This window comes from Citrobacter cronae (assembly GCF_016893685.1).
GTDB lineage: Bacteria > Pseudomonadota > Gammaproteobacteria > Enterobacterales > Enterobacteriaceae > Citrobacter > Citrobacter werkmanii.
Genome location: NZ_CP069763.1, coordinates 2,471,162 through 2,492,478, shown reverse-complemented (window position 1 = coordinate 2,492,478; position 21,317 = coordinate 2,471,162). Strand labels below are relative to the sequence as shown.

General features: G+C 52.3%; 19 protein-coding genes. 8 read left to right on the top strand and 11 right to left on the bottom strand.

What is annotated here, in order from left to right; genetic code table 11:
- Positions 1–55 precede the first annotated feature (55 nt).
- Both JSN25_RS10505 and JSN25_RS10500 read right to left on the bottom strand, forming a co-directional pair.
- Positions 56–301 (bottom strand): sigma-S stabilization anti-adapter protein IraP, encoded by a 246-nt coding sequence (locus JSN25_RS10505; RefSeq protein ID WP_038638107.1) that lies wholly within the window; start codon positions 299–301, stop codon positions 56–58.
- Between the two features lie 249 nt (positions 302–550).
- Complete coding sequence (locus tag JSN25_RS10500) at positions 551–1,747, bottom strand: multidrug efflux MFS transporter (protein WP_069323932.1); 1,197 nt, start codon at positions 1,745–1,747, stop codon at positions 551–553.
- Positions 1,748–2,048: 301 nt separating this feature from the next.
- Between JSN25_RS10500 and ddlA the strand changes: the two genes are divergently transcribed.
- On the top strand, positions 2,049–3,143 hold the full coding sequence (gene ddlA, locus JSN25_RS10495; protein WP_038643049.1) for a D-alanine--D-alanine ligase: 1,095 nt from the start codon (positions 2,049–2,051) through the stop codon (positions 3,141–3,143).
- Between the two features lie 21 nt (positions 3,144–3,164).
- Here the strand turns inward: ddlA and JSN25_RS10490 are convergent, their stop codons facing one another.
- Complete coding sequence (locus tag JSN25_RS10490) at positions 3,165–3,389, bottom strand: DUF2754 domain-containing protein (RefSeq protein ID WP_038638102.1); 225 nt, start codon at positions 3,387–3,389, stop codon at positions 3,165–3,167.
- 264 nt (positions 3,390–3,653) lie between these two features.
- On the opposite strand from JSN25_RS10490, the gene JSN25_RS10485 reads away from it, so the two are divergent.
- On the top strand, positions 3,654–3,977 hold the full coding sequence (locus tag JSN25_RS10485; protein ID WP_069323931.1) for a YaiY family protein: 324 nt from the start codon (positions 3,654–3,656) through the stop codon (positions 3,975–3,977).
- On the opposite strand, the gene JSN25_RS10480 is transcribed toward JSN25_RS10485, so the two are convergent.
- Positions 3,962–5,065, bottom strand: coding sequence for a DUF1615 domain-containing protein (locus JSN25_RS10480; RefSeq protein ID WP_069323930.1), 1,104 nt, complete (start codon positions 5,063–5,065; stop codon positions 3,962–3,964). The two genes, JSN25_RS10485 and JSN25_RS10480, sit on opposite strands and share 16 nt — an antisense overlap.
- A gap of 14 nt (positions 5,066–5,079) precedes the next feature.
- Positions 5,080–6,300 (bottom strand): peptide antibiotic transporter SbmA, encoded by a 1,221-nt coding sequence (gene sbmA, locus JSN25_RS10475; RefSeq protein WP_038638093.1) that lies wholly within the window; start codon positions 6,298–6,300, stop codon positions 5,080–5,082.
- Positions 6,301–6,684: 384 nt separating this feature from the next.
- On the opposite strand from sbmA, the gene ampH reads away from it, so the two are divergent.
- Entirely contained in the window at positions 6,685–7,842 is a 1,158-nt protein-coding gene (ampH, locus tag JSN25_RS10470; protein ID WP_038638090.1) for a D-alanyl-D-alanine-carboxypeptidase/endopeptidase AmpH, read from the top strand.
- A gap of 1 nt (position 7,843) precedes the next feature.
- On the opposite strand, the gene iprA is transcribed toward ampH, so the two are convergent.
- Both iprA and JSN25_RS10460 read right to left on the bottom strand, forming a co-directional pair.
- Positions 7,844–8,467, bottom strand: a complete 624-nt coding sequence (gene iprA, locus JSN25_RS10465) for a hydrogen peroxide resistance inhibitor IprA (protein WP_069323929.1) — start codon at positions 8,465–8,467, stop codon at positions 7,844–7,846.
- Between the two features lie 83 nt (positions 8,468–8,550).
- Entirely contained in the window at positions 8,551–11,394 is a 2,844-nt protein-coding gene (locus JSN25_RS10460) for an autotransporter outer membrane beta-barrel domain-containing protein (protein WP_204525699.1), read from the bottom strand.
- A gap of 502 nt (positions 11,395–11,896) precedes the next feature.
- Here JSN25_RS10460 and hemB point away from each other — a divergent pair.
- On the top strand, positions 11,897–12,871 hold the full coding sequence (gene hemB / locus JSN25_RS10455; RefSeq protein WP_087857024.1) for a porphobilinogen synthase: 975 nt from the start codon (positions 11,897–11,899) through the stop codon (positions 12,869–12,871).
- Positions 12,872–12,950: 79 nt separating this feature from the next.
- Here the strand turns inward: hemB and tauD are convergent, their stop codons facing one another.
- From tauD to tauA, 4 genes are read right to left on the bottom strand one after another with little or no spacing between them, the layout of a single operon-like run.
- Entirely contained in the window at positions 12,951–13,802 is an 852-nt protein-coding gene (gene tauD, locus JSN25_RS10450) for a taurine dioxygenase (protein ID WP_038638080.1), read from the bottom strand.
- On the bottom strand, positions 13,799–14,629 hold the full coding sequence (gene tauC / locus JSN25_RS10445) for a taurine ABC transporter permease TauC (protein WP_079225266.1): 831 nt from the start codon (positions 14,627–14,629) through the stop codon (positions 13,799–13,801). The genes tauD and tauC overlap by 4 nt, the downstream gene beginning before the upstream one ends.
- On the bottom strand, positions 14,626–15,393 hold the full coding sequence (gene tauB, locus JSN25_RS10440; RefSeq protein ID WP_069323927.1) for a taurine ABC transporter ATP-binding subunit: 768 nt from the start codon (positions 15,391–15,393) through the stop codon (positions 14,626–14,628). Before tauB ends, tauC begins: the two co-directional genes overlap by 4 nt.
- Positions 15,394–15,404: 11 nt before the next feature.
- A complete protein-coding gene (gene tauA / locus JSN25_RS10435; protein ID WP_069323926.1) occupies positions 15,405–16,367 on the bottom strand; it encodes a taurine ABC transporter substrate-binding protein in 963 nt (320 codons plus the stop codon).
- A 336-nt stretch (positions 16,368–16,703) separates the two neighbouring features.
- Here tauA and JSN25_RS10430 point away from each other — a divergent pair, with 336 nt between their 5' ends.
- From JSN25_RS10430 to JSN25_RS10415, 4 genes are all read left to right on the top strand, one after another.
- Positions 16,704–17,333: a response regulator transcription factor gene (locus JSN25_RS10430; protein WP_038638064.1), complete on the top strand. Its 630-nt coding sequence runs from the start codon at positions 16,704–16,706 to the stop codon at positions 17,331–17,333.
- Complete coding sequence (locus JSN25_RS10425) at positions 17,333–18,874, top strand: MASE1 domain-containing sensor histidine kinase (RefSeq protein WP_069323925.1); 1,542 nt, start codon at positions 17,333–17,335, stop codon at positions 18,872–18,874. The genes JSN25_RS10430 and JSN25_RS10425 overlap by 1 nt, the downstream gene beginning before the upstream one ends.
- A gap of 85 nt (positions 18,875–18,959) precedes the next feature.
- On the top strand, positions 18,960–20,255 hold the full coding sequence (gene uhpC / locus JSN25_RS10420) for an MFS transporter family glucose-6-phosphate receptor UhpC (RefSeq protein WP_038638059.1): 1,296 nt from the start codon (positions 18,960–18,962) through the stop codon (positions 20,253–20,255).
- On the top strand, positions 20,252–21,283 hold the full coding sequence (locus JSN25_RS10415; protein ID WP_069323924.1) for an ABC transporter substrate-binding protein: 1,032 nt from the start codon (positions 20,252–20,254) through the stop codon (positions 21,281–21,283). Before uhpC ends, JSN25_RS10415 begins: the two co-directional genes overlap by 4 nt.
- Positions 21,284–21,317 lie beyond the last annotated feature (34 nt).

The window sequence follows — 21,317 nt, the reverse complement described above, 5'->3', positions numbered from 1 at the left end:
ACTATAAGTATTTGATGTGACACTTTTATGATAATTAGTGGGGACGTCCCACAGATTAATCAAAACGTTTTGACACGCTTTCGCCAGCGTTATGCAGGGTCGTCATAAACGCTGGCACGGGGTTGACGCCTGCCAGAGCCCCTTCAATTTGACGCAGCAATATTTGCCGATCGCTCCACGCCATATTGCGCAGCATTTCGGTGATTACCTGCTCTAACATTTCAACCTGCGCGGCCAGGTTTTGTGACTCTTCTTCTTTTTGGGCGAGCTTAAGCAACAACTCAGTGACGAGATTTTTCATTTGCGTATTCCCTTAACAAAATATAAGCCACGTTAACATTAAGGCTCATAACTGCCTAGGTGATAAAAGTTTTATTTTTAGAAGAAATTAAACTATTTGCGAAAACAATCACATCACAAAATAAGGGAGAGACGAGACGTACAGCAGAATCATTCAATATCAAAAGGTAAGATTATGAATAATCACATAGAGATATAATGCAGAATTATCGATAAACAACGCCGACTGGCAGCGTTGTTTATCAGGAAGTCAGCGCGCGTGACGCCGACGTCGCAACGCGATGGCCAACTGCCAGATGTTAATCAGTACAATACTCGCCGTAGCAATAAACACCCAGCGGAATCCCGCCATGGCTGATACTGTTGCTCCCATCAATGGCCCGGCGACATTGCCCAGGTACATAAATGACTGGTTATAACCAAAGATACGCCCGGTTATCTGGTCGCTGGAGTATTTCACCAGTAGCGTCTGTACCGCTGGCAACATCGCGCCGTCGGCAAAGCCGAGCAGAAAACGTAATACCCCCAACTGTAATGGCGTGGTGACCCACGACATGGCAAAAAACAGCACGACAGCGAACATCAACGTCGCCATTAAAATCCGCTCAGTACCAATACGGTCGCCTAATTTGCCAAGCCGGGGCGCGGAAATCAGGGCCGAGATGCCAGGTACTGAGGCGATTAGCCCGCTGAGAAAGGCAATATTCGAACTGTCTGGCACCATTGATTTGATAAACAGCGCCAGAATTGGCCCGATAGAGCCGTTACACAGCTGAATCACCATCGTCGTAAAAAACAGACTGATCACCAGCGCCGGATAAGGCAGCGAGGCAAAGACGGCCTTCCCGCTCAGGCGTTCGCTTTTTTTGGTCGTCGGGCGCACACCCTCTTTGATCAAAAACAGCGTGACAAGGAAACTGACCACCAACAAAGCAGCAGTAATACAGAACACCGCCCGTAAGCCAATATGGTCGGCAATAAAACCGCCCATTAACGGACCGCCAATAACGCCGCTGATTTGCGCTGTAGAAAGCGTGCTCAATGCCCATCCGCTGCGTTCACGCGGAACCTGTGATGCTACCAGCGCCATTGCGTTCGGAATATAGCCTGAGGTTAACCCCATCACCCCGCGCAGCAGAAAAAGCTGCCAGACGTTAGTGGCAAATGCCTGCAGTAAAATCGCAATCGCCATCCCCAGCGAAGCTCGTAACAACATCAGCTTGCGCCCTTTACGGTCAGCTAAACTGCCCCACATTGGTGAAACAATGGCTGAAATAAGGAAGGTGACGCTGAACGTTAATCCGGACCACATAGAGAGCGCTTCGTGCGAGGTGACGCCCAATTGGGAGATATAGAGCGGTAAAAAAGGCAGGATTTGGCTAATCGCCAGTCCGGTAAAAAAGCATCCGAACCAGACGGAAATAAGGTTTACTCTCCAGGATTCCATAAGGGCTCATAACGATAAGTAGCTGAAAACTGCGAGCAGCTTAACAAATTACTTAGCCAAATAAGGATCCACAGGTGCGATATATCACAGTTTAGAATTTTATCTTCCCGCTCATCATATTTGTGATACACCTCACATCAAACCCACAATACAAGCAGGGAATTATGCTTGATGCGAGATCAATGCGTTTGCGCGTATCTATTCCCCTGTTGCCCAGACAAACAATCTGCCATAAGCCGAGGAAACCTGCGTTTTGTCGTGGTAATGTATGTGCTTTGCATTCATGGAATGGGTTTTTAAGATGGCAAAGTTGCGGGTAGGAATCGTATTTGGTGGTAAATCAGCGGAACATGAAGTGTCATTGCAATCGGCAAAAAATATTGTCGATGCCATCGACAAGACTCGCTTTGACGTTGTGCTGTTAGGTATTGATAAACAAGGGCAATGGCACGTTAGCGATGCCAGTAACTATCTGCTCAATTCAGACGATCCGGCGCACATTGCGCTGCGTCCTTCCGCGACCAGCCTGGCTCAGGTTCCGGGTAAACAAGAGCACCAGTTGATCGATGCGCAAAACGGTCAGCCGCTGCCGACGGTCGATGTTATTTTCCCGATCGTCCACGGTACGCTGGGTGAAGATGGCTCTTTGCAGGGTATGCTGCGCGTGGCGAATCTGCCGTTCGTCGGTTCTGATGTCCTGGGTTCCGCAGCCTGTATGGATAAAGACGTAACCAAACGTCTGCTGCGCGATGCCGGATTAAATATCGCGCCATTTATTACACTCACTCGCGCGAACCGCAACAATATTAGCTTTGCTGAGGTGCAATCCCGCCTGGGTCTGCCGTTGTTCGTGAAACCCGCCAACCAGGGATCGTCCGTTGGCGTTAGCAAAGTGACCAGTGAAGCGCAATACAACCAGGCTGTCGCGCTGGCATTTGAGTTCGATCATAAAGTCGTGGTAGAGCAAGGGATCAAAGGCCGTGAGATCGAATGCGCGGTACTGGGCAACGATCATCCGCAGGCCAGCACCTGTGGTGAGATCGTGCTGAACAGTGATTTTTACGCTTACGACACCAAATACATTGACGATAATGGCGCCAAAGTAGTTGTTCCGGCAGCGATCGCGCCAGAGATTAACGACAAGATCCGCCAGATCGCCATTCAGGCGTACCAGACACTGGGATGTGCCGGCATGGCGCGTGTAGATGTATTCTTAACCGCAGACAACGACGTTGTGATCAATGAGATCAACACCCTGCCGGGCTTCACCAACATCAGTATGTATCCAAAACTGTGGCAGGCGAGCGGCTTAGGCTATACCGATTTAATCACGCGTCTGATCGAACTGGCGCTGGAGCGCCACGCTGCGGATAGCGCGCTGAAAACCAGTATGTAAACCCGCCAGGATGCCTGATAACTATTGGGCATCCTTCGCTTCATCATCTTCATTTTCCACGCGGCGACGGATAATTAATCCGGCCAGCCAAAAGCTGATTATCCAGGTAACCAGCCCCACCGCATAGGTTTGCCATCCCTGCGCTTCAAAGCCTAATAACCCGACCACGCCATTCAGAATAAAGATAAGCCCAATAGCGAAGGCATAGTAGTGCCAGTCTCGGCGGATTTTTACAGGCAGGTTCATAACGGCTCCGGTGGATATACAACATGGGAAAGCATCCTCGCACATTTCCCCATGGGCGTCTGTGGCATAGGCGTAATTTCTGAAATGTAACTCAATTTAACTTAAGGTTAAATAATTGTGACACACCACAAAAAACCGAAATCCAGGAATAATCTCCACCTGAAATTACCAACATTCTGATATTGACATTCCTAATCACCTGTCAGACTCACACTCAGTTACAGGCATTACGCCACAAAAAGCAGGTTATTTCCGGAGGTCTTTATGGCTGATTTTACGCTCTCAAAATCCCTGTTTAAGGGCAAGCATCGGGATACCTCCTCCCTGCCCGGCAACATTGCGTATGCCATATTTGTGCTGTTTTGCTTTTGGGCAGGCGCGCAGATTTTAAATTTGCTGGCCCACGCACCCGGCATCTATGAGCAGCTGATGCAGTTGCAAATGCAAGAAACAGGACGCCCGCGCGTTGAAATTGGTTTAGGCGTCGGTACCCTGTTTGGGCTGATCCCTTTCCTGGTCGGTAGCCTGATTCTTGGCGCCGTCGCAACAATTATCCGCTGGCGCCGCCGTCATCATAACGATGACTGAGCCATACACTTCGCCCGACGATCGTCCACGCGTTTAGCAAACCACGCGGTCGTCAGATTACGCGTGATCTTCGGGCTTTCCAACTGAATGCCAGGCAGCATTTCACGAGGTAGCGATTTACCACTCTTCGCTTCAGCCAGCTTATAGACCTTCTCGTACAGCGCAGTCTCTTCAAAGGCCAGGCTATCGCCCTTTTGCAGTTGTCGGTGGATCTCACTCTCGCTCATCCCCAGCTTCCCGGCCAGCTTGCGTACCGCCAGCTCCGTTTTCCCCGGCTCGCTGCTGCCGTAGAGAATCAAATCCCCGTCCAGCGCCAGCTTCACTCCGCTGGCTTTACTGACTGCATTCTGGAAAGCCGCATTGCGGCTGGCGTACCAGCCGGCATTAAAATCTGCAAAGCGGAAGATGGGCGCACTGTAATTCGCCGGATAATTGAGCAGATGATAAGTGCCAAACCACAGTCCGCCGCGTCGGCTGAACACTTCCTGACGGACCGTCCCTGCCATTTTCCATGGATAGCCGCTGGCGTGCTGCTCGGCAAACGCAATACTGACCTGCATCGGTCCGCCGGTATGCACCGGATTCAGTGAACCAAACAGCGTCTGCCCCATCGGTACCATATTGATGAAATCATCAAAGATGGCGCTAAGCTGTTTTTCCGTCTTCACCGTATCCAGACGCTCACTGTAGCTTTTCCCCGTTGGGGAGTTAATCTTCAGCGCAGTGTGCACCACAAACAGCGGAATATGCATGCGCTCGGCGCGACGGTCGATCTCTTTCCAGGCGATTTTACTTAAGCCAGGAACCGCCGGGTCAGCCTGGTAGTTTGACTCCTGTTGCGCGACCGCCAGCACCGAACAGATGTTTTCAACCGTTGGCGCCAGCTTCTGACTTTCAAACGTCTTCGCCAGATCCTGCGCCCACGCATCCCGGTCTTTCACGCTGGCGGGCATTTTCTGGCGCACCACGCTCGCCACATCGACGGCTTTCTCCCCTTTTTTTAACGGCTGCGCGGGTTGGCTACTACATCCCACCAGAACCAATGCTGCCAGTCCGGACCAGGGGTAAAGACGGGAAACCGTCGACATAACATCTCCTTTTGTTAGCTAAGCGTATGGGTAACTTCCTGAATATCCTGGCCATCAAGCTCACGTTCAAAGCTGCGCAGACGCTTATAGATAGACATCAGTTCAACTAAGGTTGTCCAGGAGTTAATCAGATACTGGAACGAGCCGCGCACCTGGCCAAACACGTTGGTAATTTGCGTCATCAAACCGAGCGTAATCGTACCGGCAACAATTGACGGAAACAGCAGGAACAAACCGAAAACGTTATCAACCTGCAGGTACAGAATACGGGCGATATTAAAATACATGTAGTGAAAATAGAGACGGAAATAGTTTTGCCGCACCGCATGGAACAGTTCACGCACCGTCGGCGGCGTTGCACGACTGGCATCATCTTCACCGTATACCAGTTCTTTACGGTAAGCCGCTTCCACACGCTGGTTTTTAAACTCCAGACCCGGAAGTTTGATCCCGACTACCGCCAGCAAGCCGGTTCCCATCAGCGACCAGACAATCGCGGCAATCACCAGCCCATAAGGAACATGTCCAATAATCGGCAGATCAGGAACATGCGCCGACAGCGTAACCAGTACCGGCAAGAAGGCAATCAGCGTCATAATGGCGTTGATAAAGCTGACGCCCATATTTTCCAGCGTGGAGGCAAAACGCATGGTGTCTTCCTGCACACGCTGTGCTGCGCCTTCGATATGACGCAGATGCTGCCAGTGCGCCATATAGTGTTCGTTCATCGCGGTACGCCAGCGGAACACATAGTGACTGACGAAGAAATTGTTCATCACGCCAATGACCACGGCAATCAGCGCAATGCCGAGAAAGATCCCCACTTCATTATAGAACTGCTCAATTTTCACCTTATGCGGTGCACTGAGCGCGGTTTGAATGAGATCGTAGAATGGCGCATACCAGGCGTTGACGGCGACGCCGACCTCAACCAGAAACCAGGTCACAAAAATTATCAGCGAGGTACCGAGAATGGACCAATACTGCCAGCGGTGCGGGCTGTAGAGAAACCAGAACAGCGCGAACACCCCAACGCAAAGAATGTAGTAAGCATAAAAAATCAGGTAATCCAGCGACCAGAAACGCGCCGCGCTAATCGGTACATCCCCCGACGCGCCGGTAATGCGCGCCACCCAGGCTCCCCCACCTGCTTGCCAGAATACAACAGCGACCAGTGCCCAAATAAATGCCGAAATAAAGAACGGTCCCGGCTTTGGGAAAAAAGACTTAAACATAGTGCTCTCCTGCTAACTTCTTATCGTTATGACGACTGCTGTGCGTTTGCCACCGGGAAATGCGGCGGCGAGACGGCTTACGCCAAAAAACACAAGCTGAAACCGACAATTGTGACCAAAACCGTGGCACATAGTTCGCCCCACGGCGATGAAGAATTGTTTCTGTGGTTTTCACACTCGACAACGTTCCAGCATGTGCAGATTATCACAGCGTGAGATCACAAAAGCGAACATCCACAATCCGGGAAACACTCACGTTTACTCATCGTTACGTTTTTCACACTATTATTGGCTGATAAGCGCTTTGCAATACGCCGTTGAGTAGTATAAATACGCATACGCACGTCATCCTTTTTCACTTTTTCTAACTCATGGACACCACCGTTGAAACGTAGTCTGCTTTTTTCTGCCGCGCTGTGTGCGGCGTCATTGACATCTGTCCAGGCGGCACAGCCTATAACCGATCCGGTCTTCGCCTCAGATATCGTCGATCGTTATGCCGACCATATATTTTACGGCAGTGGTGCTACGGGGATGGCGCTCGTGGTGATTGATGGTAATCAACGCGTATTTCGTAGCTTCGGCGAAACGCGCCCCGGCAATAATGTTCATCCACAACTGGATTCCGTGATTCGCATTGCCTCTATCACTAAATTAATGACCAGCGAAGTGCTGGTGAAATTACTCGATCAGGGCACGGTTAAACTCAACGATCCCTTGAGTAAATATGCACCACCTGGCGCACGCGTGCCGACTTATCAGGGAACGCCAATCACGTTGGTGAATCTGGCGACGCATACCAGCGCGCTGCCGCGCGAACAGCCTGGCGGCGCAGCACATCGCCCGGTGTTTGTCTGGCCAACCCGCGAACAACGCTGGAGCTATCTCTCAACCGCCACGCTTAAAGCCGCGCCAGGATCGCAGGCTTCTTATTCAAATCTGGCATTCGACCTGCTGGCCGACGCGCTGGGGACAGCCGCCGGTAAGCCTTATCCACAGGTGTTTGAAGAAAAAATCACCCGACCGCTGGGAATGAAAGACACCACCTTTACCCCATCCCCGGATCAGTGCAGACGTCTGATGGTCGCGGAAAAAGGCGCCAGCCCTTGTAACAATACCCTGGCGGCAATGGGTAGCGGCGGCGTCTATTCAACGCCCGGCGATATGATGCGCTGGATGCAACAGTATCTCTCTTCTGATTTTTATCATCGCAGCCAGCAAGCCGACCGTATGCAGACGCTGATTTATCAGCGTACGCAGTTAACCAAAGTGATAGGGATGGACGTTCCGGGCAAAGCCGATGCGCTTGGTTTGGGCTGGGTGTATATGGCACCGAAGAATGGCCGCCCGGGAATTATTCAAAAAACCGGTGGTGGCGGTGGTTTTATTACCTATATGGCAATGATCCCGCAGAAAAACGTTGGGGCATTTGTCGTGGTGACCCGTTCTCCGCTGACGCGCTTTACCAATATGAGTGACGGTATTAACGATCTGGTCACAGAGTTGAGCGGAAACAAACCGCAGGTTATTCCCGCATCCTGATTCAATACTCAAAAGGCAAACGTTTAATGCTCACCAGTTTGCCTTTATTCATTTCAATGTAACCACCCTTACGCAATGCCGCGAGGACCTCAGCGACAACTGAGCGTGAAATTCGTGTGCGTTGGTGAATATAGTTCATAACGCCGATACGCGAACGCAGGCCTTCGTCCCATTTCGTCATGGATATCAACGTCGCGCGGATCTGATCGTAGGAGTTATTACCAATCAGCTGCAGATCGCGCATTTCAAGCATGCGGTTCTGCCAGGCCAACCAGCAGAATGCTTCGCGCCAAAGCTGGCATTGTTCAATTATATTAATCGTTTGTAAGGCAGGAAGATGATATCCCGTACAATAACTTTCGGTCATTAATCTGTATTGTACATCGGTTTTCATCACACCATCTGAAAGCCCCATAATAAATGGTGCCTGCGCAATGCCGACGAGTACATTCTCTCCGCGTCTCAGGGAAACTACACCGCTTAAAATAATAACGGTATCATCGTTATTTACCTCACTGGAATATATAGTTTCTTTATCGTTATCACATTCAAAGTGCTTGCCATATTTCGATAAACATTTATCAAGCTTACTAAATTCAGGAAGAGGTTTATTCGTAGATAACATTGCTCGTTCCTTGCAATAAATGCCCGTCAAATCCGTGACGGGCATTTTCCAGATTAAATTATTTTTTCTCTGCGATAGATTTCTTACCAGGTATATTTAACACCAACATTGGCAGACCAGTCTTGATCGACATCGCCACCACCGAGATAATTAGCATCGGTGTACGCGCTGAAGTTTTTGGTAAAGCTGAACTGCGTACCCAGTCCGACACGTACCGCAGAACCTTCTACGCCATTGTCGATAGAGTCGCCGTTTATGTCAGAATCGTTGTTCGAGTCATCGTAAACATAGGCCAGTTTGAAGAACGGGGTCAGCGCCTGGTCATCGCTGTACGCGAAGGTATAACCTGTATCAACCCCCAGTTCATAGCGCATGCTGTCATAAGACTGACCGTCAACTTTCATGTCGTTGCTCAGCTTATAGTCATCACCAGACTGGAACAGGCCGGATACACTACCATAAGGGGTTACGTAGCCAGCGTCACCCAGCGTCAGGTCATAACCCAGTTTCAAGCCAAAGCCCCAGGCATCAGAAGAAGTGCTACCATCAACATACTGACCGTTGCTCATGCTGGCAGACAAATCGTTGTTGAAGTGAGAGTAGCTTAAGTTACCGTCAACAAAGAGATTGTTGGCAAAACGAGCAGAAGAGTAGATATAGGCAGTCTGGCTGTCCTGATCCACTTGACCGGTACGGTCGCTCATATCTCCTTTGGCAAAGCCTGCCGCGGCACCGACAATCCACTTCGCGTTGTTACCATCAATTTTGGAATCAACACCGACCATGATGCCGTTAACATCCTGATCGTAGTTAATGATGCCGTTATCCGCGTCGAAGCTACCACCGAAGTAACTGACCCATGCGCCACCGTTATCGACCAGACCATGACGTGCGTTGGTCAGACGAGTACCCACGGTATCTTGTTCCAGGTTCCAGATATTGGTGTTGGCAGAGGGGATGCTCAGCGCCATGTTAGCGTAGTCCGTCAGCTCCATCTGCTGCAGAACAACGGTGTTCCCCTGCTGCTGTGCCTGATAGGTGTAAGCGCCCAGGTCAGCTTTATTGGCTGCAGAGAAGGTGGCGTTGGTGTTTACGTCATCAACGTAAATCAGCTCTTTGCCTTTATAATCAGCAACAGAACCTGCACCCGTTGCGTTATCAATGCGAACTTTGTAGTTACCGGTTGCAGCAACAACGTTATCGCTGGTGCTGCTGGCATCAGCTTCGTCGCCGCTATTGATATCACCATTCCCGTTGACGGTCAGGTGACCATCAGAATTCATCGCGATGATACCGTAACCATAATTAGCCTGAGTGGTGTCCCAGGTACGATCGTTGACGAGATCTGAATTCAGTACGTAGTTGTTGCTGTTAATATTGAATACACCGGCGTACACGTTGCCGTTGTTATCAGCCACATTTCCGCTGGTCAGTTCCAGCGTACCGGCGGTAAACAGACTGGAAGCGCCATTATTGCTGGTTTCGACATTCAGCATACCGCCGTTGGTTGCGGTAATGGTGTTGGCATACAAAGCAGCCCCTGACCATGCAGAGCTAACGTCATCAGACAACGTCACGGTACTGTTAGTGTCAATCGTCAGGTGATCGGTATCAACCGCGCCGTCTTCGCCGATATTCATCGTAGAAGCACCGTTCAGGGTAATGGAATCAGACGTTACGCTGGAACCGTCGGCAACATTAACCTGAGAACCGCTGTTGATAGCCAGGGTATCAATCAGAGACGTTTTCGTGGTATTCCATACAGATCCATTATTCAGTGCGATATCAAATATACCGCTCTGGAAGGAGTTTGCACTGTTAACACGGTTCCAGTTATCAGAACTTGTCGCATTTGGATCTAAGCTGTTAGCTGCAATATCATAGAACTGTGAAGGGGTCACGGTGTCATAGTCAATATTGGCTGCCCCCGTCCAACTGCTATTATTCAGCGTCAGAGTCAGGTGATCGACGTTTTGATCGTCATCATCCCAGCCGCCGTGGGTATAATCTGAAGTAGAACCATCAACCAGATGGCCAGCGGAATCAAAATTGCTGTTCCAGGTACTCGTAAACATAACATCGCCTAACAACTGAGAATTGTTCAGCGTGACGGTGTTTACCATACGATTAGCAGAAGCGCTGTTATCTGTGAACGATAGTGCAGCATCATCCTGAGTTGAAGAATTACTGTAATCACTCGGCTCTGCAGAGTTACCAAAGTGCCCCGTTGATTCATCAGCAGTATAAGAACCCGACGTGACGGTTGAGTCATTTACCGTAATGGTGTTATCCCACTGAGTTGCGCCAGTGGTATACGCCGCATTGGTGGTATCACCCTGCTCCAGGCTAATACCTGCAACATGTGAATTATTACTAATATTGATAGCGCTTTCGACATCCAGCGTTACCGCCGTTCCCAGTCCAGCTACAGAATATGTTTCGTAGACTGACTTCGATGTTGTGCCATCCAGATAGGTATCGGTGTAATAAAATGCTTCATAGTCATCATCAATCGTCGAGTTATTGATATTTAATGTGAAGATATCACCGTCAACCCAGTCATGCGCAATCGCATCATTAAAGCCAGATACCTGCTTAGAGGTAATCATACCGTGAATCGTGGAATTGGTTACATTCACGGTATTTGCCGTATCGTCTGCATAATCGCGGTTCAGATAATACGTCGAAACAACGCCATTCACCGTATCGCCAGAGAATGAGGTGTCGAAATAGCTGCTATCGGTTGCTGCGTTGTTATAAACATAACCACTGTAGGTCATGTAGTCAGCATCTGACGTGTTATATGTGGTCGTATCGTCGTGAAAACCAAAGGTATCGTAAGTGGTAGCATTTGCCTGAGAAGTGATTGCCAAAGTGCAGGCTAATGCTAATTGTGAGACTACGAGTTTCTTTTTCCAGGTGTGCATTTGTCATCCCTCCTCAGGGACGTAATATTGTTGATCCATCAATTATCAATGCAAAGAAAACATTTTATGTTTCGCAGGAAGGATTATGCGGCGTCATGGATGAAAGGTTCAATTATTCTTTGCCTTAAGTCCGAAAGCAGACCATAAATAAGACAATTAAGAAAATTCTATAAGAAGAATTAAAACACCTTTAAATTCAGAGCATTAAAATAATAAAAACCTCCAACACATACACTTACCCTATCATTTAAAAAGAAATAAAAAACGCAAGCAATAAATACCGCCACCCCCTCGCAACTTAATTAAACATTAAACAAAGCGGAACCAAGATTAAAACCAATCGATATCTAAAATAATTAACATCGCAAAAATATAAATAGCATATATGTAAAAGAGGTTATTAAGAGTGGAACCTCACTCGCATAACGCCAACTTTCGTAAACCACCCGCCCTCAGGTTCAGGTATACTGCGACCTTCAATTCCACAAACATCAGGCATACCATGACAGACCTAATCCATCGCCCTCGCCGCCTGCGCAAATCTCCTGCGCTACGCGCTATGTTTGAAGAGACAACACTCAGCTTAAATGACCTGGTGTTGCCGATCTTTGTTGAAGAAGAACTCGACGATTACAAAGCCATCGACGCCATGCCGGGCGTGATGCGCATTCCAGAGAAACACCTGGCGCGCGAAATTGAACGCATTGCCACCGCAGGTATCCGTTCGGTCATGACCTTCGGCATTTCCCACCACACCGACGACACCGGCAGTGATGCCTGGAAAGAAGATGGTCTGGTGGCGCGCATGTCGCGTATCTGTAAGCAGACCGTACCGGAAATGATCGTCATGTCCGACACCTGCTTCTGTGAGTACACCTCGCATGGTCACTGCGGCGTGTTGTGCGATCACGGCGTCGATAATGATTTAACCCTTGCCAACCTCGGCAAACAGGCAGTCGTTGCTGCCGCTGCGGGTGCAGATTTCATCGCCCCTTCCGCCGCAATGGATGGTCAGGTGCAGGCGATTCGCCAGGCGCTGGATGCTGCGGGCTTCACCGATACCGCGATAATGTCCTACTCAACTAAGTTTGCCTCTTCTTTCTATGGCCCGTTCCGTGAAGCGGCAGGTACAGCGCTGAAGGGCGATCGTAAAACCTATCAGATGAACCCGATGAACCGCCGCGAGGCGATTCGCGAATCACTGCTGGATGAAGCCCAGGGTGCAGACTGCCTGATGGTGAAACCGGCCGGCGCGTACCTCGATATTCTGCGCGATATCCGCGAACGCACCGAATTGCCAATTGGCGCTTATCAGGTCAGCGGTGAATACGCGATGATCAAGTTCGCGGCGATGGCGGGTGCTATCGATGAAGAGAAAGTGGTGCTGGAAAGCTTAGGTTCGATCAAACGCGCGGGCGCGGATCTGATCTTCAGCTACTTTGCGCTGGATCTGGCTGAGAAAAAAATCCTGCGTTAATTGACCTTGTGCCGGATGGCGGCTTCGCCTTATCCGGCCTGTTATCGCCAGGTCCGGTCAGCGAAGCGCCAGCGGTTATTCACCCGGCCCGATAAAACGGCTTGTCTCCAAGAATTGTCGCCCGGTGCATAATGCGCCGCTGCGGCAGATAATCCGCGTTAGCATAGTGCTGCGTCACGCGATTATCCCAAATCGCCACATCGTTAGGCTGCCAGCGCCAGCGCACCTGGAACTCCGGTTTGGTGATATGCGCGAACAAAAAGCCCAGCAGCGCCTCGCTCTCTTTTTCCGTCACATCGACAATTCGCGTAGTAAACCCTTCATTCACAAACAGCGCTTGCTTGCCACTCACAGGATGGGTACGCACCACCGGATGCAATAACGGTGGATGTTTGGCGACCGCCTCCAGCCAGCGCTGATGCTCCTCTGGCGTCTGGCGATATTTATATTCCTGAAATGATTTACGAAAATCATGCTCTGCCCGCAGGCCGCTCAGCAACTGGCGAAACGGCTGTGAAAGAGCATCATAAGCGGCAATCCCGCTGGTCCACAGGGTGTCTCCGCCTGTCGATGGCAGCTCTTTCGCCGCCAGAATCGCACCGGCGGGCGGCGTGTCGATAAACGTCACATCAGTGTGCCAGTTGTCGTTATCGGGCGGATTATCGTTGTGGGTATCCAGCACGATTATTTCGTCCACCCCTTCGGCATGTGGATAGACCGGGTGAATATGCAGGTCGCCAAAACGTAGCGCCAGCGCGCGCTGCTGCTGTGGCGTAATCACCTGCTCGCGCAGGAACACCACCTGATGGCGCAATACAGCATGATAAAGCTGTTCAAACTGGTTATCGCTTAATGGGCGCGTTAAATCCGCGCCGGTAATTTGTGCGCCAATGTATGGCCCCAGCGGGGTAATGCTCAGACGTTCACTCATTGTACTTCTCCATGCCAGGGTGTCAGACGGCGCTGAAGCGCGCGCAGACCCAGCTCTAAAATAAACGCGATAACGGCAATTACCGCGATCCCCGCCAGCACAACATCCGTTGCCAGAAACTCACCGGCTGATTGCACCATGAATCCTAAACCTCGCGTCGCGGCAATCAGCTCCGCCGCCACCAGGGTCGACCACCCCACGCCCAGTCCAATGCGCAGTCCGGTCAAAATCTCCGGCAAGGCACCTGGTAAAATCACAAACCACAGCACCTGCGCACGGCTGGCCCCCAGCGACTGCGCGGCCCGGATTCTCACCTGCTGCGCACTTTTTACGCCCGCCAGCGCCGACATCGCCACAGGGGCGAAAATCGCCAGGTAAATCAGCAGGATCTTGGAGGTTTCACCAATACCAAACCAGATAACCATCAGCGGCAAATAGGCCAATGGCGGAACCGGACGATACAATTCAATGATTGGATCGAGAATGCCGCGAATCGTCGGACTCAGCCCCATGGCGATACCGACCGGAATCCCCAACAGCACCGCCGCCAGCAGCGCGATAACAATACGCGTCAAACTCGCCGCCAGATGCTGCCACAGCGTGGCATCCATAAACCCCTGCGGCCCGGCAATACTGATGAGTTTTTGCAAAACCTGGCCCGGCGGCGGCAGAAACAACGGGCTGATTAACTGCAGCGCCGCCACCGTCCACCACAGCGCCAAAATGACGGCCAGCGTACCGAGGCTTAAAGTCATCTGGCGCGAGAATGGCCAGCGCCAGTTCAGCGCCCGCGGGCGGCGAGGTTTGTCATTAATCACCACGCTCATGAGAAGGCCTCCCGTTGTTCAAAGACGCGACTTAACACATACTCGCGCATGGCGATAAACTGCGGATCGGACTTAATGCTGCGACTCGCCTCTCCGGCCACAAAACGCCGGGCGAAATTAAGCGGCAGTCGTTCCAGCACCCGGCCAGGACCTGGCGACAGCAATACCAGTTCTGTGGCCATAAACACCGCTTCTTCGATATCATGGGTAATCAACAGCACCTGTTTCCCCGTTTCATGCCAAAGTTTCAGCAGCAGGGTTTGCATCTGCTCGCGGGTAAAGGCGTCGAGCGCGCCAAACGGCTCATCCAGCAGCAACAACTGCGGGTTGGCCGCCAGCGCCCGGGCAATGCCGACGCGCTGACGCTGCCCACCGGAAAGCTGCCAGATAAAGCGTTTTTCCGCGCCCTCCAGCCCCACTTTCTGCAACATTTCCTGAGCAATACGCTGACGCTGCGGCTTCTCCATGCCCGTCAGTTGCAGACCGAAGGTGACGTTGTCCTGCACGTTGCGCCAGGGCAACAGACCTTCATTCTGAAACACCACTCCACGTTCTGCGCCAGGTCCTTCGACCTTACTGCCCGCCAGCATAATGCTGCCGTGTTGATACGGTACAAATCCGGCAATCAGATTTAACAATGTGGTTTTCCCACAACCGGAAGGTCCCAGCACCACCAGCAGTTCACCGCTATCGAGCGTCAGGTTGATATCCTCAAGCACCGGTTTGCCGCCGTAACTGGCATTAAGATGAGAGATTTGCAGCATCAGCGTCCCCTTTATTGCACGAAACGATCGGTCACGTACTGGCTATAATCCGTCGCTACGGCGGGCACTTTGCCCTGCTCTTTAAGGAACTGCGCGGTGTCGATAATCGCTTTATTTACCGGTCCGGTAAGCTCGGCGGTTTGCTGCTGCGGAGTCAGATAGGTGTTACCTTTCACCAGCCCCGGCACATCCGCCTCTGGCACACCGCTTAAGCGCGCCAGCTTGCTGATATTCTCCGGTTGTTTGAGCCAGGCATCCGGGTTGGCGATATAGGGCTGCTGCGCATCGATGGCGCTTTTCGCAAATGCTTTCACTACCTCAGGGTATTTCTCGGCAAAATCTTTGCGTACCACCCACACGTCCAGCGTTGGCGCCCCCCATTCACCGACTTTTTCCGAGTCAGTCAGTACCTTGCCGTCTTTTTCCAGCGCATTGACTGCGGGCGCCCAGACGTACGCGCCGTCAATATCTCCGCGCTGCCAGGCGGCAATAATCGCCGGTGGCTGAAGGTTCACAATCTCTACCTGGCCGGGTTTAATCCCCCAATGTTTCAGCGCTGCCAGCAGGCTGTAGTGGGTGGTGGAGATAAACGGCACGGCAATGCGCTTACCAATCAAATCTTCCGGTTTACTGATGTTTTTCTTCACCACCAGCGCTTCAGAATTGCCGAGCTTTGATGCCAGCAGGAAAACCTCAATCGGCACCTGCTGACTGGCCGCTACCGCCAGCGGGCTGGAGCCGAGGTTACCGATCTGTACGTCGCCGGATGCCAACGCGCGGACAATACTCGCGCCGCTGTCAAACTTGCGCCAGTCAACGGTGGCTCCGCTCTCTTTAGCAAAGGTGTTATCCGCCTGCGCCACTTTGGCGGGTTCGGCGGAAGTTTGATACGCGACGGTGACGTTCACCGCCTGCGCCTGAAATGCGATGAATGCCAGTGCGGCAAGAAGTGCGTTACGCGATGAATTAGCCATGATTGTCTGCTCCCCTGTCTTGTTATAGGAGGCAGTATTTCGTTGCGGCCCACTTTGATAAAGGAATTAAAAATTCTGGCTAAGAACAAAGCGTTTTTAGAAAAAAAGCGGCAATAGTTAGCTCAAAAATGCATGTAATCGTAGGCCGGATAAGGTGCTTGCGCCGCCATCCGGCAATCAATGCCTGATGCGCTACGCTTATCAGGCCTACTCTCGCTGCACAGCCTGTAAATTATTGCGATTTTGTTACATTCGTTACATAACTGCGCCGGGATGATTGCCAGCGCTGCGCTGGCAGGCATCATAGACGCTATTGTCAGGCAAGAGAGCAATATCATGATTCATGTTGTGCTGGTGGATGACCATGTGGTGGTGCGTTCCGGCTTTGCGCAATTACTCAGTCTCGAAGACGATCTCAACGTCACCGGTCAGTTCAGTAGCGCGGCGGAGGCCTGGCCTGCATTACTGCATGATGACGTCAACGTCGCGGTGATGGACATCGCCATGCCGGATGAAAATGGCCTGAGCCTGCTTAAACGACTGCGGGCGCAGAAGCCCGGTTTTCGCGCCATTATTCTCAGCATTTATGACTCGCCGACGTTTGTACAAAGTGCATTGGATGCTGGCGCCAGCGGCTATCTGACCAAACGCTGCGGACCCGAAGAACTGGTGCAAGCGGTACGATCGGTGGGTATGGGCGGGCATTATCTGTGCGCCGATGCGCTGCGGGCGTTACGCGGCGGCGAGCAGCCCGCGCAGGTTCTGGAGGTACTGACCCCGCGCGAGCGCGAAGTGTTTGATCTATTGGTCAAAGGCGACAGCGTGAAAGAAATTGCCTTTAAGCTCGATCTCAGCCACAAAACGGTTCATGTCCATCGCGCGAACGTGCTGGGCAAACTGCAATGCCACAGCACTATCGAGCTGGTGCATTTTGCCCTCGACCACCAGCTACTGACGGGGCATTAATGTCGCGTAACCTTCGTCATTGGGTAATCTCCCTGTTTATTCTGCTGGCCTGGGGATCGGGCTGGTTGATGCTGTGGACGCTGGGGTTTTACCTGACCCACAACGGTCAGCAGGCGGCATTATTCCTGCCACACGGGGTCTATCTTGCGCTGTTGATTCTGCTTTCTCGCCGCTACTGGCCCGCGCTGGTGCTGCCGCCTGTACTGATGCTGTTCTGGCTGCACAGCGAGCAATTATTGAATGGCTATATTTTGCTGGTAGCCCCATTAATTAGCCTTCTTCCGGCAAGCATCGGTCAGTCATACTGGCACCGCTTCCCCCTGTACTGGCAGCGCTTAACGCTGCTGCTGGCCGCGGTAACAATTACCTCATTGCTTAATACCGCCCTGCTGTCACCGTTTATCGCAAGCCCGGCAACGTTAATTGGCCTGGCGTCGTTTACCGGCGGCGTGCTGCTGACGCCGTTTGTCTATCTGATCTATGAATTTCTGCGCCAGCAGCACCGTTATCATTTGCTCGGGTTGGATACCACCAATCCCCCGCTGCGCACCTCGCTTATCATCTGGTGCAGCCTGTTTTTTATTATTGGCATTGGCACGCAGATGGTACTGTCGCCGGATATCGAGCGCCTGCTGCTGATCGTGGTGTTTTTACCAAACGTGGTGATGGCATGGAAATTTGGCTGGCAGGGCGGCGTGTTGTCCGGATTGCTCGGCAGCATGATGATCACCATCGCCCGGCAGATAGGCGTGGGGTTCAGTAATCTTCTTGAACTGGAGATTTTTCTCGCGACGCAGGCGTTGCTGGGTATTGGTCTTGGCATCGCCATCAGCCGCCAGCAGCATCTGGCGCAAAACTTGCACCATTATCGCCAGCGTCTGGAAGCCGAACTGGCGGCACGCCGTGCGCTGACCGAACAGCTGATTCGTACCGAGGAAGACACGCGAAAAAGTTTAGCGCGTGAACTGCATGACGAAATAGGCCAGAACATCACCGCCATCCAGATTCAGACGCAACTGGTCAAACGCGCGCCGGGTCGCGAGCAAACGCTTGAGGCGGCGAATCAGATCAACGATCTTGCCCGGCGCATTCACCACTCCACCCGCCAGCTTCTGCGCCAGTTGCGCCCGCCCGCGCTTGATGAACTGTCTTTCAAAGATGCGCTGTATCATCTGGTGAATGAATTTGCCTTTGCCGAGCGGGGCATCCGCTGCCGATTTAATTACCATCTGGAAAATACGCCAGAAAATGAAACGGTGCGCTTCACGCTGTATCGCCTGATGCAGGAACTGCTCAATAACATCTGTAAGCATGCCGATGCCAGCGAGGTATCGATTACGCTACGCCAGCGGGAACACCGCCTGTCACTGGAAGTCGATGACAACGGCGTGGGTATCCTCCCGGAAAAAATCCCCGGTTTCGGTATCCAGGGGATGCGTGAGCGGGTAAGCGCCCTCGGTGGCGAACTCACGCTGGAATCGAACCACGGCACGCGGGTAATTGTTAACCTGCCCACAAATTTGCAACAAACCAGCCGCTAACCAGGAAAAAGTCTTAGTCACTGCGGACTTTCTCTCATCCCCTTTTGCCTTCACTTTCCTATAGTCAGCACAAACGGAGACCGCCATGCACGCACGCGAAACAGACCAACAATACCGGACGCTACGTCCACAATTGCTGATGTGCATGGTGATTGGCTACGCCGCGTTTTATCTGACGCGCAAAAGCGTCAACTATGTACTCCCGGCGCTGCAAACGGATCTGGGGCTGGATAAAGGCGATATCGGTCTGCTGGGATCGCTGTTTTATCTGACCTACGGCCTGTCGAAATTCGCCGCCGGATTGTGGCACGACAGCCATGGGCAGCGCGCATTCATGGGAATAGGCCTGTTCGCCACTGGTGTTTTGAACGTGGTGTTCGCCTTTGGTGAATCGCTGACGCTGCTGCTGGCGGTCTGGACGTTGAACGGATTTTTCCAGGGCTGGGGCTGGCCGCCCTGCGCCCGCCTGCTGACCCACTGGTACTCGCGCAACGAACGCGGCTTCTGGTGGGGGTGCTGGAATATGTCGATCAACATCGGCGGGGCCATCATCCCGCTGATTAGCGCCTTTGCCGCCCTCTGGTGGGGCTGGCAGGCAGCGATGCTGGCACCAGGGATAATCAGCATGGCGTTAGGTATCTGGCTCACCCTGCAACTGAAAGGCACGCCCCAGGAAGAGGGATTACCGACGGTTGGAGAGTGGCGGCACGATCCGCTGGAGCTACGTCAGGAGCAGCAGAGCCCGCCGATGGGGCTGTGGCAAATGTTACGCACCACCATGCTGAAAAATCCGATGATCTGGCTGCTTGGCGTGTCGTATGTACTGGTCTATTTGATCCGCATTGCGCTCAACGACTGGGGCAACATCTGGCTGACGGAAAGCCACGGCGTGAATCTACTCAGCGCCAATGCCACGGTGATGTTGTTTGAAGTCGGCGGCTTGCTCGGCGCGCTATTTGCCGGATGGGGCTCGGATCTGCTGTTCAGCGGTCAGCGCGCGCCGATGATATTGCTGTTCACGCTGGGGCTGATGGTCTCCGTCGCCGCCCTGTGGCTGGCCCCGGTGCACCACTATGCGCTGCTGGCAGTCTGTTTCTTTACCGTGGGCTTTTTTGTGTTTGGCCCGCAGATGTTGATTGGTCTGGCTGCTGTCGAATGCGGACACAAAGCGGCGGCAGGTTCAATCACCGGTTTTCTCGGGCTGTTCGCCTATCTGGGGGCCGCGCTGGCGGGTTGGCCGCTGTCGCTGGTCATAGAACACTACGGCTGGTCGGGAATGTTCAGTTTGCTCTCGGTTGCCGCTGTTTTTATGGGTTTATTGCTGATGCCATTGCTCATTGCGGGCATTACCCCTTCTCTCAGTCAAAGGATAAAACAATGAAACTGACGCTTACCTCTACCCTGATTGCCTCCGCTCTGACGCTGGCGGCCTTCAGCAGTGCGGCACAAGCTCAAGGACGTCTGGTGGTGTATTGCAGCGCCACCAACGAGATGTGCGAAACCGAAACCAAAGCCTTCGGCGACAAATATGATGTGAAAACCTCATTTATTCGTAACGGCTCCGGCAGCACGCTGGCGAAGGTCGATGCCGAGAAGAAAAACCCGCAGGCGGATGTGTGGTACGGCGGTACGCTGGATCCACAATCCCAGGCCGGCGAAATGGGCCTGCTGCAGCCGTACAAATCACCTAACCTCGCGCAGATCATGGAGAAGTTCCGCGATCCGGCAAAAGTAAAGGGTAACCTCTCCTCGGCGGTGTATGTCGGTATTCTGGGCTTTGGCGTTAATACTCAACGCCTGAAAGAGAAAAACCTGCCGGTACCGAAATGCTGGAAGGATCTGACCAAACCAGAATACAAAGGGGAAATCCAGATTGCTGACCCACAGAGTTCAGGCACCGCCTACACCGCGCTGGCGACCTTCGCTCAGCTTTGGGGTGAGGATCAGGCTTTTGATTACCTGAAACAGCTCAACGCCAACGTCTCCCAGTACACCAAATCCGGCATTGCTCCGGCGCGTAATGCCGCCCGTGGCGAAACGGCGATCGGCATTGGCTTCCTGCACGACTACTCGCTGGAAAAAGAACAGGGCGCCCCGCTGGAGCTGATCTCCCCGTGCGAAGGCACCGGCTATGAAATTGGCGGCGTCAGCATCCTGAAAGGCGCGCGTAACCTCGACAACGCCAAACTGTTCGTTGATTGGGTGCTGTCGAAAGACGCCCAGGAGTTGGCATGGAAGAAAGGTAAATCCTATCAGATCCTGACCAACACCACCGCCGAGACCTCGCCGAACTCGCTGAAGCTCGACGACCTGAAGCTTATCAACTACGACATGGATAAGTACGGCTCGACCGACGTACGTAAAGCCCTGATCAATAAGTGGGTTAGCGAAGTGAAGATGGGTAAATAAGCCCACGTTGCGTTCATTTGCCGGGTGCGGCGTA